The organism is Schaalia dentiphila ATCC 17982 (assembly GCF_000154225.1).
GTDB classification, from domain to species: Bacteria; Actinomycetota; Actinomycetes; order Actinomycetales; family Actinomycetaceae; genus Pauljensenia; species Pauljensenia dentiphila.
Genome location: NZ_DS264586.1, coordinates 1,664,744 through 1,681,867, shown reverse-complemented (window position 1 = coordinate 1,681,867; position 17,124 = coordinate 1,664,744). Strand labels below are relative to the sequence as shown.

The 17,124-nt window shown below is 65.3% G+C and carries 16 protein-coding genes; 14 read left to right on the top strand and 2 right to left on the bottom strand.

The features are described 5' to 3' along the window. Positions 1-100: 100 nt before the first annotated feature. Positions 101-3,643 carry a DNA polymerase III subunit alpha gene (dnaE, locus tag ACTODO_RS07135; protein WP_003792674.1) on the top strand — a complete coding sequence of 1,181 codons (3,543 nt, stop codon included), beginning with the start codon at positions 101-103 and terminating at the stop codon, positions 3,641-3,643. A gap of 54 nt (positions 3,644-3,697) precedes the next feature. On the opposite strand, the gene ACTODO_RS07130 is transcribed toward dnaE, so the two are convergent. After that, on the bottom strand, positions 3,698-3,928 hold the full coding sequence (locus ACTODO_RS07130; protein ID WP_003792673.1) for an RNA-binding S4 domain-containing protein: 231 nt from the start codon (positions 3,926-3,928) through the stop codon (positions 3,698-3,700). 92 nt (positions 3,929-4,020) lie between these two features. On the opposite strand from ACTODO_RS07130, the gene ACTODO_RS07125 reads away from it, so the two are divergent. From ACTODO_RS07125 to ACTODO_RS07065, 13 genes are all read left to right on the top strand, one after another. Further along, positions 4,021-4,668 carry a hypothetical protein gene (locus tag ACTODO_RS07125; protein ID WP_003792672.1) on the top strand — a complete coding sequence of 216 codons (648 nt, stop codon included), beginning with the start codon at positions 4,021-4,023 and terminating at the stop codon, positions 4,666-4,668. Continuing rightward, positions 4,665-5,390 (top strand): HisA/HisF-related TIM barrel protein, encoded by a 726-nt coding sequence (locus ACTODO_RS07120; protein ID WP_003792670.1) that lies wholly within the window; start codon positions 4,665-4,667, stop codon positions 5,388-5,390. The genes ACTODO_RS07125 and ACTODO_RS07120 overlap by 4 nt, the downstream gene beginning before the upstream one ends. Continuing rightward, on the top strand, positions 5,387-6,154 hold the full coding sequence (locus ACTODO_RS07115) for an SseB family protein (RefSeq protein ID WP_003792669.1): 768 nt from the start codon (positions 5,387-5,389) through the stop codon (positions 6,152-6,154). The genes ACTODO_RS07120 and ACTODO_RS07115 overlap by 4 nt, the downstream gene beginning before the upstream one ends. A 273-nt stretch (positions 6,155-6,427) precedes the next feature. Next, on the top strand, positions 6,428-7,093 hold the full coding sequence (gene infC / locus ACTODO_RS07110) for a translation initiation factor IF-3 (RefSeq protein ID WP_081445781.1): 666 nt from the start codon (positions 6,428-6,430) through the stop codon (positions 7,091-7,093). 36 nt (positions 7,094-7,129) lie between these two features. Then, positions 7,130-7,324 (top strand): 50S ribosomal protein L35, encoded by a 195-nt coding sequence (rpmI, locus tag ACTODO_RS07105; RefSeq protein WP_003792667.1) that lies wholly within the window; start codon positions 7,130-7,132, stop codon positions 7,322-7,324. A gap of 27 nt (positions 7,325-7,351) precedes the next feature. After that, positions 7,352-7,732: a 50S ribosomal protein L20 gene (rplT, locus tag ACTODO_RS07100; RefSeq protein WP_003792666.1), complete on the top strand. Its 381-nt coding sequence runs from the start codon at positions 7,352-7,354 to the stop codon at positions 7,730-7,732. A 3-nt stretch (positions 7,733-7,735) separates the two neighbouring features. Further along, positions 7,736-8,584 (top strand): TrmH family RNA methyltransferase, encoded by an 849-nt coding sequence (locus tag ACTODO_RS07095; RefSeq protein ID WP_034512281.1) that lies wholly within the window; start codon positions 7,736-7,738, stop codon positions 8,582-8,584. 46 nt (positions 8,585-8,630) lie between these two features. Further along, positions 8,631-9,626 carry a thiamine-phosphate kinase gene (gene thiL, locus ACTODO_RS07090; protein ID WP_003792663.1) on the top strand — a complete coding sequence of 332 codons (996 nt, stop codon included), beginning with the start codon at positions 8,631-8,633 and terminating at the stop codon, positions 9,624-9,626. 80 nt (positions 9,627-9,706) lie between these two features. Beyond that, complete coding sequence (locus tag ACTODO_RS07085; protein ID WP_196773367.1) at positions 9,707-9,898, top strand: hypothetical protein; 192 nt, start codon at positions 9,707-9,709, stop codon at positions 9,896-9,898. A 102-nt stretch (positions 9,899-10,000) separates the two neighbouring features. Continuing rightward, on the top strand, positions 10,001-10,654 hold the full coding sequence (locus ACTODO_RS07080) for a hypothetical protein (RefSeq protein WP_003792661.1): 654 nt from the start codon (positions 10,001-10,003) through the stop codon (positions 10,652-10,654). Positions 10,655-10,823: 169 nt separating this feature from the next. Beyond that, positions 10,824-11,981 (top strand): hypothetical protein, encoded by a 1,158-nt coding sequence (locus ACTODO_RS07075; protein WP_244262537.1) that lies wholly within the window; start codon positions 10,824-10,826, stop codon positions 11,979-11,981. Between the two features lie 136 nt (positions 11,982-12,117). Continuing rightward, positions 12,118-12,765, top strand: coding sequence for a TetR/AcrR family transcriptional regulator (locus ACTODO_RS07070; RefSeq protein ID WP_003792659.1), 648 nt, complete (start codon positions 12,118-12,120; stop codon positions 12,763-12,765). 268 nt (positions 12,766-13,033) lie between these two features. Further along, positions 13,034-16,597: a bifunctional proline dehydrogenase/L-glutamate gamma-semialdehyde dehydrogenase gene (locus ACTODO_RS07065; RefSeq protein ID WP_003792658.1), complete on the top strand. Its 3,564-nt coding sequence runs from the start codon at positions 13,034-13,036 to the stop codon at positions 16,595-16,597. Between the two features lie 183 nt (positions 16,598-16,780). Here the strand turns inward: ACTODO_RS07065 and rpmB are convergent, their stop codons facing one another. Then, the gene (gene rpmB, locus ACTODO_RS07060) at positions 16,781-16,972 is read right to left on the bottom strand and encodes a 50S ribosomal protein L28 (RefSeq protein WP_003792657.1); all 192 of its coding nucleotides are present in this window, start codon (positions 16,970-16,972) and stop codon (positions 16,781-16,783) included. Positions 16,973-17,124 lie beyond the last annotated feature (152 nt).

Sequence of the window (17,124 nt, the reverse complement as noted above, 5' to 3'; positions counted from 1 at the left end):
GGCCCCGGTCTCGTCGCGGCCGTCACGCCGTGAGATGAACGACCGCACCGCTCGGGGAGTTCAGCGTGGGTGCGCGGGCCTCGGACAGTAGAATCGACGCATGGCTGATTCCTTCGTGCACCTCCACAACCACTCCGAGTATTCGATGCTCGACGGAGCGGCGAAGACGAAAGCGATGGCGGAGGAGGCCGCCCGTCTCGGGCAGCCCGCGATCGGCCTGACGGATCACGGTTATCTCTTCGGCGCCTTCGACTTCTACACGAACTGCAAGAACGCGGGCGTCAAGCCGATCATCGGCCTTGAGGCGTACGTGACTCCGGGGACCTCGCGCTTCGATCGCCAGAAGGTCCTGTGGGGCGAGCCGTGGCAGCGTGCCGACGACGTGAGCGCCGGTGGCTCCTACAACCACCTGACCCTCGTCGCCTACAACACGACGGGCATGCACAACCTTTTCCGTCTGGGGTCCTACGCCTCGACGGACGGCCAGTTCGGCAAGTGGCCGCGTGCCGACAAGGAGCTGCTCAGCCAGTTCCACGAGGGCCTCATCGTGTTCACGGGCTGCCCCTCGGGTGCCGTGCAGACGCGTCTGCGCCTGGGGCAGTGGGACGAGGCCGTGGCTGAGGCCGCGGAGCTGCGCGATATTTTCGGGGCGGAGAACTTCTACGTCGAGGTCATGGACCACGGTATCGACATCGAGCGGCGCACCCACCAACAGGTCCTCGAGATCGCTAAGCTCATGAACGCGCCCCTCGTGGCGACCAACGACGCGCACTACGTCAAGCGCGAGGACCGCAAGATCCAGGACGCACTCCTGTGCATCAACTCGGGCTCGCGCATCAACGACCCCGACCGATTCAAGTTCGATGGCGACGGCTACTACATCCGCTCCTCGGACGAGATGCGTGCGCTGTGGAGCGAGCTGCCCGGCGCCTGCGACTCAACCCTCGAGATCGCCGAGCGCTGCGACGTGCACTTCACGACCACGAAGGAGGGCGCCAACTACATGCCCGACTTCCCGGTCCCCGAGGGTGAAGACAAGACCTCCTGGTTCATCAAGGAGGTTGAGCGAGGCCTGCGCGATCGCTTCCCGAATGGCATTCCGGACGACGTGCGCAAGCAGGCCCAGTACGAGGAAGACGTCATCATCAAGATGGGCTTCCCCGGCTACTTCCTCACGGTCGCCGACTACATCAACTGGGCGAAGTCCCAGGGGATCCGTGTGGGACCGGGCCGTGGCTCGGGCGCGGGCTCGATGGTTGCCTACGCCCTGAAGATCACCGAGCTCAACCCCCTCGAGCACGGCCTGATTTTCGAGCGATTCCTCAACCCCGAGCGAATCTCGATGCCCGACTTCGACGTCGACTTCGACGAACGTAGGCGCGACGAGGTCATCGCCTACGTCAAGCGCAAGTACGGCGAGGACCGCATCAGCCAGGTCGTCACGTACGGCACGATTAAGACCAAGCAGGCTCTGAAGGACTCCGCGCGCATCCTCGGCAAGGACTTCAAGGTCGGTGAGCAGCTCACCAAGGCGCTGCCCCCGGCGATCATGGGCAAGGACATCACGGTCCACGGCATCTTCGACGAGAAGGACAAGCGCTACGCCGAGGCCTCGGAGTTCCGTAAGTTCTACGAGGAGAACCCCGATACGCACGAGGTCGTCCAGTACGCGCTCGGCCTGGAGGGCCTGACGCGCCAGTGGGGTGTGCATGCGTGTGCGGTCATCATGAGCTCCCACACGCTCACCGACATCATCCCGATCATGAAGCGCCCGCAGGACGGCGCGATCATCACGCAGTTCGACTATCCGACGTGCGAGACGCTGGGCCTGCTGAAGATGGACTTCCTGGGGCTGCGTAACCTGACCGTTGTGTCCGACGCGCTTGAGAACATTGCGCTCAACGGTAAGCCGGACCCGGACCTCGACCACCTGACCTTCGACGACAAGAAGACCTATGAGCTGCTGGGACGAGGCGACACCCTCGGCGTCTTCCAGCTGGATGGTGGTGGTATGCGCGACCTCCTCAAGCTCATGAAGCCCGACAACTTCGAAGACATCTCGGCCGTCGGCGCCCTGTACCGTCCCGGCCCGATGGGTGCGAACTCCCACACGAACTACGCGCTGCGTAAGAACGGGCGTCAGGAGATCACGCCTATCCACCCGGAGCTGGCGGAGCCGCTCGAGGACATCCTGGGAACGACCTTCGGTCTGATCGTGTACCAGGAGCAGGTCATGCAGATCGCCCAGAAGCTGGCGGGCTACTCGCTCGGCCAGGCAGACATTCTGCGTAAGGCCATGGGTAAGAAGAAGAAGGAGGTCCTGGACCAGCAGTTCAAGGGCTTCCGCCAGGGCATGGTGGCTAACGGCTACTCCGAGGAGTCGATTAAGGCCCTGTGGGACGTCGTCGTTCCCTTCTCCGCCTACGCCTTCAACAAGGCCCACTCGGCCGCATACGGCCTCGTCTCCTACTGGACGGCCTTCCTCAAGGCGAACTTCCCGACGGAGTACATGGCAGCCCTGCTGACCTCGACGAAGGACAACAAGGATCGTCGAGCCCTGTACCTGGCGGAGTGCCGCCACATGGACATCACGGTCCTTCCCCCGGACGTGAACGCGTCGATGGGTAACTTTGCGCCTGACGGTGAGGCGATCCGCTTCGGCTTGAACGCCATCCAGAACGTGGGCGGCCCTGTCGTCGACGCGATTGTGGAAACCCGCGCCGAGAAGGGGCGTTTCGCCTCGTTCCAGGACTTCCTGGACAAGGTGCCTCAGGTGGTGTGCAACAAGCGCACGATCCAGTCCCTCATCCGCGCCGGCGCTTTCGACTCGATGGGTCACACGCGCCGCGCCCTCCTCGCGCGCTGCGACGAGGCCGTGGACGCGATCATCGACGTTAAGCGTAACGAGGCGATCGGACAGTTCGACCTGTTCGGCGCGCTGGGGGAGGACGAAGACACGGGCTCGGGGCTGACGATCGATATCCCGGACCTGCCCGAGTTCGACCGCAAGACGAAGCTGGCGGCCGAGCGCGAGATGCTCGGTCTATACGTCTCCGACCACCCGCTGCGCGGCGTGGAGGCGGCGCTGGCTCGCCACCAGGACTACGAGATCGCGCAGGTCGTCGGCTCGGACGGGGCGATGGCGGATCGAATCGTGAAGATTGCGGGCCTCATCTCGGGCGTCACGACGAAGGTGACGAAGCAGGGCAACGCCTGGGCGATCGCGACAATCGAGGACCTGTCGGGTTCGGTGGATGTGCTCTTCTTCCCGCGCTCCTACGAGTCGATTCAGACCTACCTCGCGCAGGACATCATCGTCCAGATTGAGGGCAAGGTGAACGTGCGCGAGGAGGGCATGACCGTCTACGGCCAGTCGATGACTCTCCTGGATCTGTCGGGCGGGGCGGACCTGCCCCTCGACCTGCGCCTGCCGGCGGCCCGGTGTACGCCCGAGCTGCTCACCGACCTGCGCGGCGTCCTAGAGTCCTACCCGGGTGGCTCCCCGGTGCGCCTGCACCTGACGGAGCCGGGGCGTACCACGGTTGTCGAGCTGGATCCGAAGCTGCGCGTCGAACAGACGAGCGCCTTCTTCAGTCACATCAAGGCAGTTGTCGGCGCGGGCGGCGTCGTCACGTCGTCCTAACATGATGCGAGCCGGGTCCCGGTGGGACTCGGCTCGCATCGTCGACGGGCGTGCTCAGGAGGCGGATCCGACAATCGCAGCGGCCTTGCCCCAGGGGGCGTCGACCTCGACGAGGTCGCCGGCACTCAGGTGATGGCCGCGGCGCGTCTCCACCTCGCCGTTAACGGTCACGTCGCCGGCCTGGATGAGTTCGCGGGCCTGCGCGCCGTCTTCCGCGAGGGATGCGAGCTTGATGAATTGGCCGAGCTTGATCTCCCCGCGCACGGGGATCGTCGGTGTGCTCATGGTGAATCCTTTCGCTGGTGGAGAGCGCATCACGCGCGAGGGCGTGGATGAACAGTATCCTTGGGTAGAGACACACAGTATAAGGAGGAGCGGTGAGCGCTCACAACGACGATATTGACGCGGAGTTCCAGTCGCTGGTTGCATCGCTGGGATCGACGCCCGCCGCAGGCGATTCTCTGCCGTCCCTCGATCCGGACGACACTCCCGTTGACGAGTCCCTGCACCTGGAGGGTGGTCGCCTGTCGGTTGCCCTCGTGCTCGCCCCGATTTCTTACCCGGAGGCGCTGCACTCGCTGCTTGCGCTGACGGGTGTGCGCGAGTCGATCGTGCGTCTCAAGCCGTGGACCGCTGTGTGGCTGCGTGTGGAGACGACGCCGACCGACGAGGAGGAACTCGACACGCTGCTGACCGGCCAGCGTCCGATGCCTGACGCGGTGGATCGTGTCGCCCGGGCTGTCTCGAACCTGTCGAAGTACGGGGCGGTCGCCCTCATGAGCTGGCTTGTGGAAGGTGACGGCGTGGAGCCGGGTGTCTCGGGTCGTATCTCCGCCCAGCGCTACGTGGGTGGTGAGCCCGAGGAGACGATTCCCGCGGGTCTGCTGCTGGGTGCGATGCCCGCGGCGACGGAGGACCTCCTGCTGGGACGTACGACGCCCGCCGACTATAAGGATTCCGTGGCCGCCGACGGCAGCTGCCAGGGCGGCGGCCCCTTCGGTTGGCTGCGACGCAAGCAATCATGACGATCCTCGAACTGCTGCCTGCGATCGACGTGACGGGCGGGCAGGCCGTGCGCCTGTCCTCGGGGGTGATCGACGAGGGATCCTGGGGCAGCCCGATCGATGTGGCCCGTTCGTTTGACGAGGCCGGGGCTCGCTGGGTGCACCTCGTGGACCTGGACTTGGCTTTTGGTCGCGGCGAGAACTCTGAGCTCCTCGCCCGGGTGATCCGCGAGGTTCCCGTGCGCGTCGAGCTGTCGGGAGGCATCACGAGCCCAGCGGCCGTCGAGGCTGGGCTCGCGATGGGCCCGGAGCGAGTCAACATTGCGACGCAAGCCCTTGATGACATCGACGCCGTGTGCGAGGCCGTTGATACTTTCGGTGAGCGCGTCGCCGTGTGCCTGGACGTGCGCGGCGATCGCCTGGCCGCGCGTGGCGGAAGCGGCGAGGGCGGCAACGTCTGGGAGGCTCTGCGCGTCCTGGACGAGGCGGGGGTGGCCCGCCTCGTCGTCACAGACGTGACTCGTGATGGTCAGATGAACGGTTCCAATCGAGAACTGTTGGCCCGCGTCGCTGACCAGACTCCCGCATGCATCATCGCTTCGGGTGGGGTGAACTCCCTGGCCGACATCGAAGCCCTGCGTGCCCTCGGCATCGAGGGCGCGATCGTCGGAAAGGCCCTGTACCAGGGCGCATTCACTCTGGCCGATGCACTGGACGTTGCCGGATACGAGGAACTCTCATGACTCCCACGCCACTTTCTCTCACCGAGGAACAGAAGAACCGACTGGCGCAGCGCCTGTCGATGATGAGCCACGACCGCGCAGACGTGGGACAGGGGCTTCCTCGGACCGCCCGGGCGCTCGCGTTGGGGCAGGGGAGCGACGGGGGAGCGGCCCGGCTTGAGGCCCTCGTCGATGCTCTCGTTTTCGAGCGCGTGATCGTTCCCATCGACGTTGAGCCCGACCCGCGCGCGACGGGCGTTCACGCCGGGGAAAACGGACACAACCCGATCGACTTCGTGCACGCTCAGACTCCTGCGGGAGAGGCGCTCGCCATCTATTCTTCGGCGCAGGCGCTGTCCGCTCACCGCCCCGGTGACCGCCCGATGGCCCTGGACTTCCGCACGATCGGGCTCACCGCCCTCGTGGAGACGGGCGGGCGCATCGTCGTCAACCCGGGTACCGATGCGGTGCTGCTGCCGCGCCCCGCCGTGGCCGCGCTCGCGCAGGGGGATGAGTGGCTGCCCGCCTGGCGCGACGAGGCTCTGCGCGAGCTCCTGCTCGCCGAGGCCATCGCAGCGTGCCCGGCCATCGTCGATGTTGAGATTGCCTACGCGGGCGACGGTCTCACGCGCGTCGTCGTGTCCGTGGACCGCGCGTCTTTCGCCCAGGGGGCCGATGCCTCGGCAATGAAAGAAACCCTGTCTGCCGCCCTCAACGCCCTGGGAGCGAACCCTCGCCTCATCACCTCGGCCGACCGGGTCGAGATTGCGCCCGTCCTGCGCTGAACAGGCATCGAACGCTCCCAGTAAAGCGTGAGGCGCGCAATGATTGCTGATCTGGCGACCTCTCCTCATTTCTGGTACAGTTGATACGACCGTCTGGGCGAAAGCCCGGAACGCAAGCGGAGAAATCCCACCTGGATACCCGCCTCTCGACAGAGAGGATGCCGCCCATCAGGGGCGCCGCGCAGGGGATCGGGTACGACGGTCAACACCCGTGTGTGTTGACCTATGGAAGCCTCCGTGCGCGTCGCGTAACGGAGGCTTTTCGTTTCGCGCATAAGGATTCTGTGGAAGGAGCCGCTCATCAGCGAGACTCGCATCAATGAGCGTATTCGAGTCCCCGAGGTTCGCCTCGTGGGACCCGGAGGTGAACAGGTCGGCGTCGTCCGAGTTGAGGACGCGCTGCGTCTGGCCGAAGAGGCCGGGCTCGACCTGGTTGAGGTTGCGCCGAACGCCAAGCCGCCCGTCGCAAAGCTCATGGATTACGGCAAGTACAAGTACGAAGCCGCCCAGAAGGCCCGCGATGCTCGCCGCAACCAGGCGAACACGCAGCTGAAGGAAATCCGCTTCCGACTGAAGATCGACGATCATGACTTCGGCGTCAAGAAGGGCCACGTTGAGCGCTTCCTGTCCGCCGGCGACAAGGTCAAGGTCATGATCATGTTCCGCGGTCGAGAGCAGTCTCGCCCCGAGGCTGGCGTTCGCCTCCTGCAGCGCCTCGCCGAGGAGATTGGTGACCTTGCCACCGTCGAGTCGATGCCCCGTCAGGACGGGCGCAACATGACGATGGTGCTGGCCCCCACCAAGCGCAAGGCTGACGCCCTGACTGAGCAGCGCAAACGCCGCGAGGCCGAGCGCGCTGAGCGCCGGGGCAAGCGCGCGGAGCGCGCCAGCAAGGACCAGGCCCGAGTGGCAGCCGACAAGGCTGACGAACAGGACTGACGGCGATACCCATCGCCTCACAACGAAGGAATAGAAATGCCGAAGAACAAGACTCATTCCGGTGCTAAGAAGCGCTTCCGCACGACCGGCTCGGGCAAGATCATGCGCGAGCAGGCCGGCGCCCGCCACCTGCTGGAGCACAAGTCCAGCCGTAAGACCCGCCGTCTGGCGACCGACCAGGTCCTGGAGACCGCTGACGTCAAGCGCGTCAAGCGCATGCTGGGCATCTGAGCTCGAGTAAGAGGAGAACAGTAGAAAATGGCACGTGTTAAGCGTTCTGTCAACGCCAAGAAGAAGCGTCGTACCGTACTCGAGCAGGCCTCCGGCTACCGTGGCCAGCGCTCGCGCATGTACCGCAAGGCCAAGGAGCAGGTCACTCACTCCTTCGTCTACTCCTACCGCGACCGCAAGGCCAAGAAGGGCGACTTCCGTCGTCTGTGGATCCAGCGCATCAATGCTGCGTCCCGCGCCCAGGGCCTGACCTACAACCGCCTCATCCAGGGCCTGAACCTGGCTGGCGTCGAGGTCGACCGTCGCATGCTGGCCGAGCTGGCCGTGGGCGACATCAACGCGTTCAACGCCCTGGTGAAGGTCGCCAAGGACGCGCTGCCCGCCGACATCAACGCGCCCAAGGCCTGATAGGTGAGCTTTTCCGCCGAGCGCCTGACCGTTCTCGATAATCCCCGCGCCGATCGCGTGCGCAGGGTGTCGGGTCTGGTCGGGCGCTCGGCGCGTTCGCGTTCGGGCCTCATGCTCGTCGAGGGACCTCAGGCCGTACGCGAACTTACCGCGCACCGACCGTTTGCGGTGCGCGACGTGTACGTGAGGGAGGACGCGTGGGAGACACACGCGGACGTCGTGGACGTGGCCCGGCGCGCGACGCGCTGGGTGCACCCGGTGACCGCCGAGGTGTCTGCGGCCCTGTCGGGGGACTCGCAGGGAATCTGCGCAGTCGCCTCCCTGGATGCGCTGTCGCGTGAACTACCGGAGCCGAGTGTTGGCGAAACGATCGTCGTGCTCGCTCAGGGGCGCGACCCCGGCAACGTTGGCACGATCATTCGCACGGCCGACGCATTCGGTGCGGTCGGTGTCGTGGCCGTCGCGGGCACGGTAGATGCCGCGAGCCCGAAGGTCGTGCGCTCGAGCGCTGGCTCCGTCTTCCACATCCCCGTGTGCGTGGTCCCTTCCTTTGCTGACGCCCGCGCACTGATTCACGGCCGCAGTGCGGCCCTGCTGGGTACCAGCGGCGGCGCCGCTTCGATCAGTCTCTCCGATCTCCTCGTGCAGGTAGTGTCGGCCCGCTCGCGCCTGTCCCAGTCGCACGCGTGGGTGTTCGGCAACGAGGCACGCGGCCTGTCGGGCGACGAGATGCGCCTGTGCGATGGGCTCGTGTCTATCCCGATGACGGGTGATGCTGAATCCCTGAACGTGGCCAGCGCGGCCGCGACCTGCCTCTTTGCCTCCCAGACCGTGCGAGGCGTCGAACACTGAGGTGCCTTCGCGGCGCGGTGCTGCGCCCGCGACTAGTCTGGTTCCTATGAAGTTAGCTGAGCTGTCCGAGGCACAGTTGGTGTCTCATTTCCGCGAGTCTTTCCCGCGCGGCGAGCGCACGATGATCGGCATTGGCGACGACTGTGCCCAGGTCGCGGCTCCCGAAGGATCGTTCATCGTGACGACGGACGTCATGGTGGAGGACCAGCATTTCCACCTGTCGTGGTCGACCGGTTACGAGGTCGGTGCCCGCGTTGCCGCTCAAAACCTCGCGGATATCGATGCGATGGGAGGACGTCCCTCGGCGCTCGTTGCCTCGGTGGTGGCGCCGCGCGACATGGACGCGGACGTTTTCCTGGATGTTGTCCGAGGCCTGGGGGACCGCGCGCGCGAGGTTGGAGCCGGTGTGGTCGGCGGAGATCTGAGTGCGGGGGAGAAGCTCGTCATTTCGATCACGGCTTTCGGCTATTGCCCGGGCCCGGTGGTGCGCCGTGACGGCGCACGCCCCGGAGATGTCGTCGCGGTCAGCGGCACCCTCGGCTACTCCTACGCCGGCCTCGATCTCCTGGAAGGTGGGTACGTCGATCCCTCCTCGCGAGGAGTTGAGCAGCTGGGCGATCTGGCGCCCTTCATTGAGACCTACCGTGCGCCGAGGCCTCCGCTGGGCTCCGGCGTGGCCGCTGCGGCTGCGGGCGCTCGCGCCATGATGGACCTGTCGGATGGGCCAGCGACGGATGCAGGGCGCATCGCTCAGGCCTCGGGCGTTGTCGTCGAGTTCAATCGAGATGCCATCGAGGCGGAGGCGAGCCAGCTGGCTCCCGCCGCCCGCGTCTGCGCGGTCGATCCCGTGCGGTGGGTCCTGCAAGGGGGAGAGGAACACGGAATGATCGCCGTTTTTCCGCCGGATGCACTGCTTCCCGACGGCTTCCGCATTGTCGGCGGGGTGCGAGCGTGCCGGCCCGATGAGGAACCGCAGGCGATGATGGATGGGGCGGTCCTGCGCGGGGCGTGGGATCATTTCTCGGCAGATTCCGTAGACTAGTGTGATGTGGGCCGCTGGACTCTTTGTTGATAGACGGGGAAGTGAAGCGGCGTGACGACCAACGATTGGAGTACATCAGGATGACCGCGTTGACTGAGGGCACCCCGGCCTCGTCTCGACCGATGTCGCGCGTGGCGCGCAAGCTCGCGGAGTCGTCGGAGGAGATTCCGGCGACCGCCGGACTGTCGTTGCCCGCGCTGCAGGGTGACGCCTGCGTTCCGCCGACGAAGGCCCTGCCCGTCGTCGATGCGCAGACTGACGTTGACGCCTGACGTCGGTCAGCGTCTTGCCTCACTGGGAGTCAGTATGTGTGCACGTCGCGTGGGAGTCGAAGGGACGCCCGTCGGAGGGTGGTCGTCGGCCCGCCGTTCGTGATGACGCAACAGCAACGCAAGGCTGATGCCAAGGTTCGAGTAATTGCCGCCATCATCATCGGCGTGATCGTGTTCGGCATCGTTCACCTGGTGGATATGCCTCGGACGAATCCCGAGGATGCTGTGCGCCCATACCTGACGTACCTTGCCGACGGCGACGCCGAGTCGGTGCTCGGGATGCAGACGATGACGCTATCGGACCGCGAGAAGCGCTTCCTGACGAACGACGTGCTGTCCGCGTCCGACTCCCGTATCGTCCTCGAATCGGTGGAGGGTAAGACCAGCAGGTGGCGCGTCGAAAAATTCGCGAGGGTCGAGGCACCGATGAGCGTGAATGGCGAACGCGTGACGCACGAATTCCGCGTCTATCACAGGAAACCGACGAAGGACAATCCCGTGGAATGGTACCTGCGCGATGGCCTCTTGGTGCGCGTGGCGGTGACGGGCAACGGGGTTCCCGGTTTTTCCGTACGTGGCGATTCCGCCGGCGTCGAGCCACTGTCGAAGAGCTGGCAGGAGTACTACTTTTTCCCCGGCGTTTATACCCTGACGCCTGAGGGCCGGAGCGACGGAGGCACTGTGGATTCTCAGACGGTCGTCGTTGTCGACGGAAGCGGTACAGCTGCCACCGAGAACACGACGGTTCGCTTCTAGTGCTCTCCGATAGCCTGTGCGGCGCGAGCGTCCAGCATATGGCAGCCGCAATTGTTTATTTGATGAAGAAAATACCGTGTGAGAAAATTTAGCGGTTTCGGTGTGGCCAACCTCGTCAGCGGCACCGCAGCGCCTGCCCATCGGCGCGCACAACAGTGAGGATTGAGAGATGTCTGAGCAGCACTACGATGCGAATCAGGGTGTGGTGCCCCCGCCCCCGGCCCCTTCCCAGAGCCCGACGCCTCCGCCCCCTCCGAGCCCCCAGAATGTGGTTGCTCCGGCTGTCGCAGTCCCGCAGGCGGGCGTGACCTTTACGCCGATGTCGGAGAAGAGCCGCCGTCGCATCAAGCGCATCGTCGTCGGTGTTGTGGCCCTTGTTGTGCTCGGGGTTGTCGCAACCGTCGCCTTGGCGATCGCCAACTGGACGCGCACCCCCGAGGCGCAGGTTCGCCAGTATCTTGATCTGCTCGCGGACGGCAAGGCCAGCGCTGCGACGGCGATGGTTGATCCGGGGCTGCCCAACGATCAGCGCGGTTTCCTCTCCGACGAGGTCATGGCCTCGTCGAGCGCCCGCATCGAGGTTGAGGACGTGACCGTGGACGATGCGGAGCACTCGAAGGAACGGGTGGTGACGGCGACGATGCGCCTCGACGGCGAACGCTTCACCCGTTCGTTCCGCGTCAGTGAAGCGAAGAAGACCTTTGGTCTGCTGAAGAACTGGAAGATCCAGGATGCGATGGTCTCTCGTGTGGATGTGCAGGCAGACAATGTCACGCACTTCTCGATCGGCGGCGAGAAGATGTCGGTCGCGACGTTGAAGGAAGCCCCGAGTAGCTCCATCGTGCTCTACCCGGGCGTCTACACATTCACCCCGGAGGAGACGGGTGAGTACATCGACGCTGCCCCCAAGACCATTTCGGTCAAGGCGGCAACGGGTTACGACAGCTCCTACTACGGTGGAACGGTCGAGCTGAAGGGCACTTACAACGACAAGATGGCTGCCGCCGCGCTCGAGGCTGCGGCTGCGCTCACGAACTCGTGCGCGACCGTCCCGGGCAACATCGACACGGGATGCCCGAGCGCGGTTCAGTCCCGGACCCTGGCCCTGCTGCAGGTCAAGACGATGCCCACGGCCATGAAGGCGACGACGGATGAAGGCGGTGTCTATACCGGCGAGGCAACGTTCACGATCCAGGGCATGGAGAGCTGGGAGAAACAGCGTGACGTGACGTCCCGGGTGACGGCGACCGTGAAGACCGACAAGGATGGCAAGCTCGAGTTGGATGCTTCGGGCGAGCCGCAGTTCGAGGTTCGATTCGCCTACTAAGGACTCGAATCACACCATTGATGCACCGGGTATACGGACTCGACGAAAGAAGTTCACATACCCGGTGGCGTCTAAGCGGTTGCACGCTATGATGGGTTGTTGGTAACTCTGTCACACCGAACATGGAGCAGCCAGCATGAGCAACGATGCTAAGGCAACGAGCACCCGTCGGCCCGGCCGTCCGAAAGCCGGTAGTGAGGATAAGAAGGCGCGCATCCTGTCGGAGGCACTTACCCTTTTCTCGACACAGGGCTACGTGGCAACCTCGCTTGCAGACATCGCGCGTGCCTCCGATATTTCGAAGGCGGGGCTCCTGCATCACTACTCGTCGAAGGATCAGCTGCTCGCGGCCGTCCTGGACGAGCGTGATCGTCGCATCGTCAGCCGACTCCCGCGCCTCGAAGAGGGGGCCGAGGCCGCGCTGGATGCTTGGGTGAACATGGTGGCACACAACCAGCGCCATCCCGACGGCGTGGCGCTCTACACGGCGATGTCGGCGGCCGTCATCGACTCGAAGCATCAGGCGCACCCGTGGTTCCGCGAGCACCTGATCGGTGCTATTTCGTACCTCGTTGAGGCTTTCGAGCATGGCAAGACCACGGGCGAGGTACGTGAGGACGCTCCGAGTGAGCAGATCGCGCGCCGCCTCGTTGCGATATCGGACGGGCTTCAGGTCCAGTGGCTCTGCTCGCGCGCGGACGGCGGTCGTACGCTCAACATGCACGAGGTCATGGCTGGCGTCGCCGTTGACATGAAGGAGCGGTGGCTCGTTCACCCCGAGTGAGGCGGGGTGTCGCCGCGTAAGCAACGGGCCTTATGTGAGAAGCAACACTTGCGATCTGGCATCGTGAGTGTTTCGCGAGATTTGTGGCTTAGGTCCCTTGCTTGATTGTCGCGTCGTCATGGGATGCCCGCACAGGTGAGCCTTATACGCGTTACGATGGACAAAATATCATGCTTCACAACGTCGGGAGTTTTGCCGAGCGTGTCCAGCGTTGACGCTCCGCGCGAGGCTGAGAATCCGTCGCTCATCCACGTCTGGAGGTCTACGCATGGCGAACGCCGCTGTTCCCACCCCGTCCCACCACGATGCCAGCGCTCGACGCTGCCCCGATGACCTATGGGCCTTGGGGGAGCGGGCGATTATTCGGGCCCGCCGCTGGGCCGACGAGTCGGCCCATGAGCCTACCCCCCAATCGGCCAAACTCCTGTCCCGTATCCTTGCCGATCCGGAGGGACTCACCTTCACGACCCGATTCGTCGATGACGTCGTGCGCCCCGCGGACCTGGACGTAGCCAGCGCAGCCATGAAGCGCCTGTCGGCTGGCCGCAAGAACTTCCTGCCCCCGGCCTTGGCTGCGGCGATGGGCCTCGGCTCGACAGCATCGCTCCTCGCCCCGCGCACGGTGACGGCGGTGGCCCGTCGTGTATTCCGCGAGATCGTCGGCGACCTCGTCGTCGATGCAACCGACAAGGGCCTGGGGCCCGCGCTCGCCCGCCTGCGTCAGGGCGGCCACCGCTTGAACGTGAACCTCCTCGGCGAGGCTGTCCTCGGTGAGAAGGAAGCGTCTCATCGCCTGGCCGAGGTCTCGCGCCTCGTGACCCGCGAGGATGTCGACTACGTGTCCATCAAGGTCTCTGCGGTGACAGGCCCCCACAACCCGTGGGGCTTCGAGGAGGTTGTCGACCATGGCGTTCACGCGCTCCTACCCCTCTACCGCCTCGCTCGCGACAACGGGACCTTCCTCAACCTCGACATGGAGGACTACAAGGACCTCGACCTGACGATCGCGGTGTTCACCGCCATCCTCGACCAGCCGGATATGCGTGGCTATGAGGCCGGCATCGTCCTCCAGGCCTACCTGCCCGATTCGCTCGGTGCGCTCCAGCGTCTCCAGGAGTGGGCGCGCGCACGCGTGGACGCGGGTGGCTCGCGCATCAAGGTTCGCATCGTGAAGGGTGCGAACCTGTCCATGGAGAAGGTGGACGCCGAGATTCACGGCTGGGAGCTGACGACCTGGCCGTCCAAGCAGGCCACCGACACCAACTACAAGCGCATGCTGAACTGGGCGATGACGCCGGAGCGGACCCGGGCGATTCGCTTGGGAGTGGCCGGACAGAACGTCTTCGATATTGCGTTCGCCTACGAGCTGCGGGCAGCGCGCGGCGTCGAGGACAGCGTCGAGTTCGAGATGCTTTCCGGCATGGCCACAGGCATTCAAGAGGTCGTGCGTCGCGATGTCGGCTCCCTGCTCCTGTACGTCCCGGTCGTCAACCCCCGAGAGTTTGATGTCGCCATTTCCTACCTGGTGCGCCGCCTTGAGGAGAACGCCGCACCTGAGAACTTCATGTCCGGGGTCTTCGACATCGCCACGAATGAGGACATCTTCGCCCGGGAACGCGACCGTTTCCTCGCGGCTTTGTCCGACGTTGATCCGGACGCCCCCTTGCCGGTTCCCAACCGCGTCCAGGATCGTCTGGCCGAGCGTAAGGCCGGGGTTCCGGCTGAGCAGGGGAGCCTCGCCGAGCGCGCGCGTCGTCCCTTTGTCTCCGAACCGGATTCAGATCCCGCCCTGGCGGCCAACCGCCAGTGGGCCCGTGAGATTGCTGCGGCCATCCCTGCCTCGACGCGAGGTGTGGAGGCCGTGCGTGCCGGCGCGCAGGCTCTGGATACACACGAGGCGGTCGACGCCCTCGTCGAGGCAAGCACCAAGGCGGCGCACGCCTGGCAGGCCCTGGACCCCGAGGAGCGCGCAGCCGCACTGCATCGCGTCGGCGATGTCCTCGCCGCGCGCCGGGGCGAGCTCATCGAGGTCGCCGGATCTGAGGCAGGCAAGACCATTGATCAGGCCGATCCCGAGGTGAGCGAAGCGATTGACTTCTGTCATCACTACGCGGAGGCCTCGTTGCAGCTCTCCGATGAGACCTATATGGCGGGTGCCCGATTCGTGCCCGTGAACGTCACCGTCGTTGCCTCGCCCTGGAACTTCCCCGTGGCCATTCCCGTGGGTGGCGTCGCCGCTGCTCTGGCGGTGGGCAGCGCGGTGATCCTCAAGCCGGCCCCGCCGGCCAAGCGTTGTGCCGCGGAACTCGTTGCGGCTTTCCACGAGGCCGGGATCCCCCGCGAGCTGGTCGCACTCGCCCCGCTTGAGGACGGCGACGTATCGCGCTACCTGGTGACGCATGAGGGTGTTGATCGCGTTGTCCTGACGGGCTCGTACGACACGGCTCGCCTCTTCCGTTCGTGGAAGCCCGACATGCACCTGCTGGGCGAGACGAGCGGCAAGAACGCCATCATCGTCACGCCGTCCGCTGACCCTGATCTGGCGGTGCGCGACATCGTTCATTCAGCCTTCGCGCACGCGGGACAAAAGTGCTCGGCGTCCTCCCTGCTGATCCTCGTCGGATCTGCGGGGCGCTCGAGCCGCATCGCTCGCCAGCTCGTGGATGCGACCGCCTCGCTGCGCGTGGGCCTGCCGGCAAACCTGGACTCGCAGGTTGGCCCGGTTGTCGTCCCCGACGACGAGAAGGCCGTGCGAGGCCTGACCACCCTGGGAGAGGGTGAGCACTGGGTGCTCAAGCCCCGGTACCTGGGTGATGGGCTGTGGACCCCGGGCATCCGCGCGGGTGTGGAGCCCGGCAGCGAGTTCCACCTGACCGAGTACTTCGCGCCCGTCCTCGGCGTCATGCGCGTCGACACCCTCGAGGAGGCGATCGAGGCCGTCAACGAGGTCGACTACGGACTAACCTCCGGCCTCCATACTCTCGACACGGGTGAGTTGGCGACCTGGCTGGAGGGCATCGAGGCCGGCAATCTCTACGTGAACCGTGGGATTACCGGCGCGATCGTTCGCCGTCAGCCTTTCGGCGGCTGGAAGCGCTCCGCGATCGGGTCAACGACGAAGGCTGGCGGTCCCTCCTACCTGCTGGGTCTGGGCGAGGTCGAGCCCGACCGCGATGCGATGGCGGGGGAGTCCAGTCATTCCGTGGAGACGCTCGATCCGAGTGTGCTCGCCCTGTGTCGTGCGGCCGGTCCTCACCTGAGCGCGGATGATGCGGCCGAACTGAGCCGTGCCGTCGCCGCCGATGGCGCTGCCTGGGCATCCGACTACGGAGCCAACCGCGACGTTACCGGCATGGCCTGCGAACGCAATGTCCTGCGCTACCGTTCCACGCCGGTCCTCGTGCGCGCCGGGAGCGGGACTGCCCTCGCCGACACCGTGCGTGTGCTGGCAGCGGGCATCCTCGCTGGTGGCCCCATCGGGCTATCCGTTGCCGATGAGCTTCCGGCTACCATCCGGGAGCTGCTGGAGGGCTGGGATATCGAGGTGACGGTCGAAGACGCGCACTCGTGGGATTCTCGCCTGGCGATGGTGGCGAACTCCGGCGGCCTGGGCATGCGAGTGCGTGTCCTGGGGCCGCGCGATGAAAGCTCGCAGCAGCGCTGGGCGGACGCAACCCGCGCGAGCAGTGGCAGCCCTGATGTTGCCCTGTACACGGGTGCCGTCACGGCCTGGCCGCACTCGGAGCTGCTGCCATTCCTGCGCGAACAGGCGGTCTCGATTACGAACCACCGTTTTGGAACCCCGCTCGACCTGGCCGCGGATCTGCTCTGAGCTTCGCCTCCTGAGAGCGGATGGGGAATCCAGACACACAAGGTACGGGTCAGCGCCCGCGACGAGAAGTCGCAGGCGCTGACCCGTACATGCGCGGGGCGCAAGTAATGGGGGAGTAGATGAGATAAACGCCGGAGGGGCGAGCCTTTTGGCTTGCCCCTCCGGCGTTACGTCAGTGTCGACTCAGATCGCGCGGGCGACCTTGTCGGACTTCAGGCACTTGGTGCAGACGTTCAGGCGCTTGGGCGTCCCATTGACAAGGGCGCGAACGCGCTGAATGTTCGGATTCCACCGGCGGTTGGTGCGAACGTGCGAGTGCGACACGCTCTTGCCGAAGCCGGGTCCCTTACCGCACACGTCACAAACGGCAGCCACGATGTTCTCCTCGGTATGTCTTCCAGTTCAGTCTTTGTCTCCGCGCTTGCGGAGAACGCATCCTTCGGTGCTTGAACCGAAGGCAACCATGACAGAATAGCGGACGAACCACGCTTTCAACAAGTCGCAGCCGATCTGGGTCGTGTCAGGTC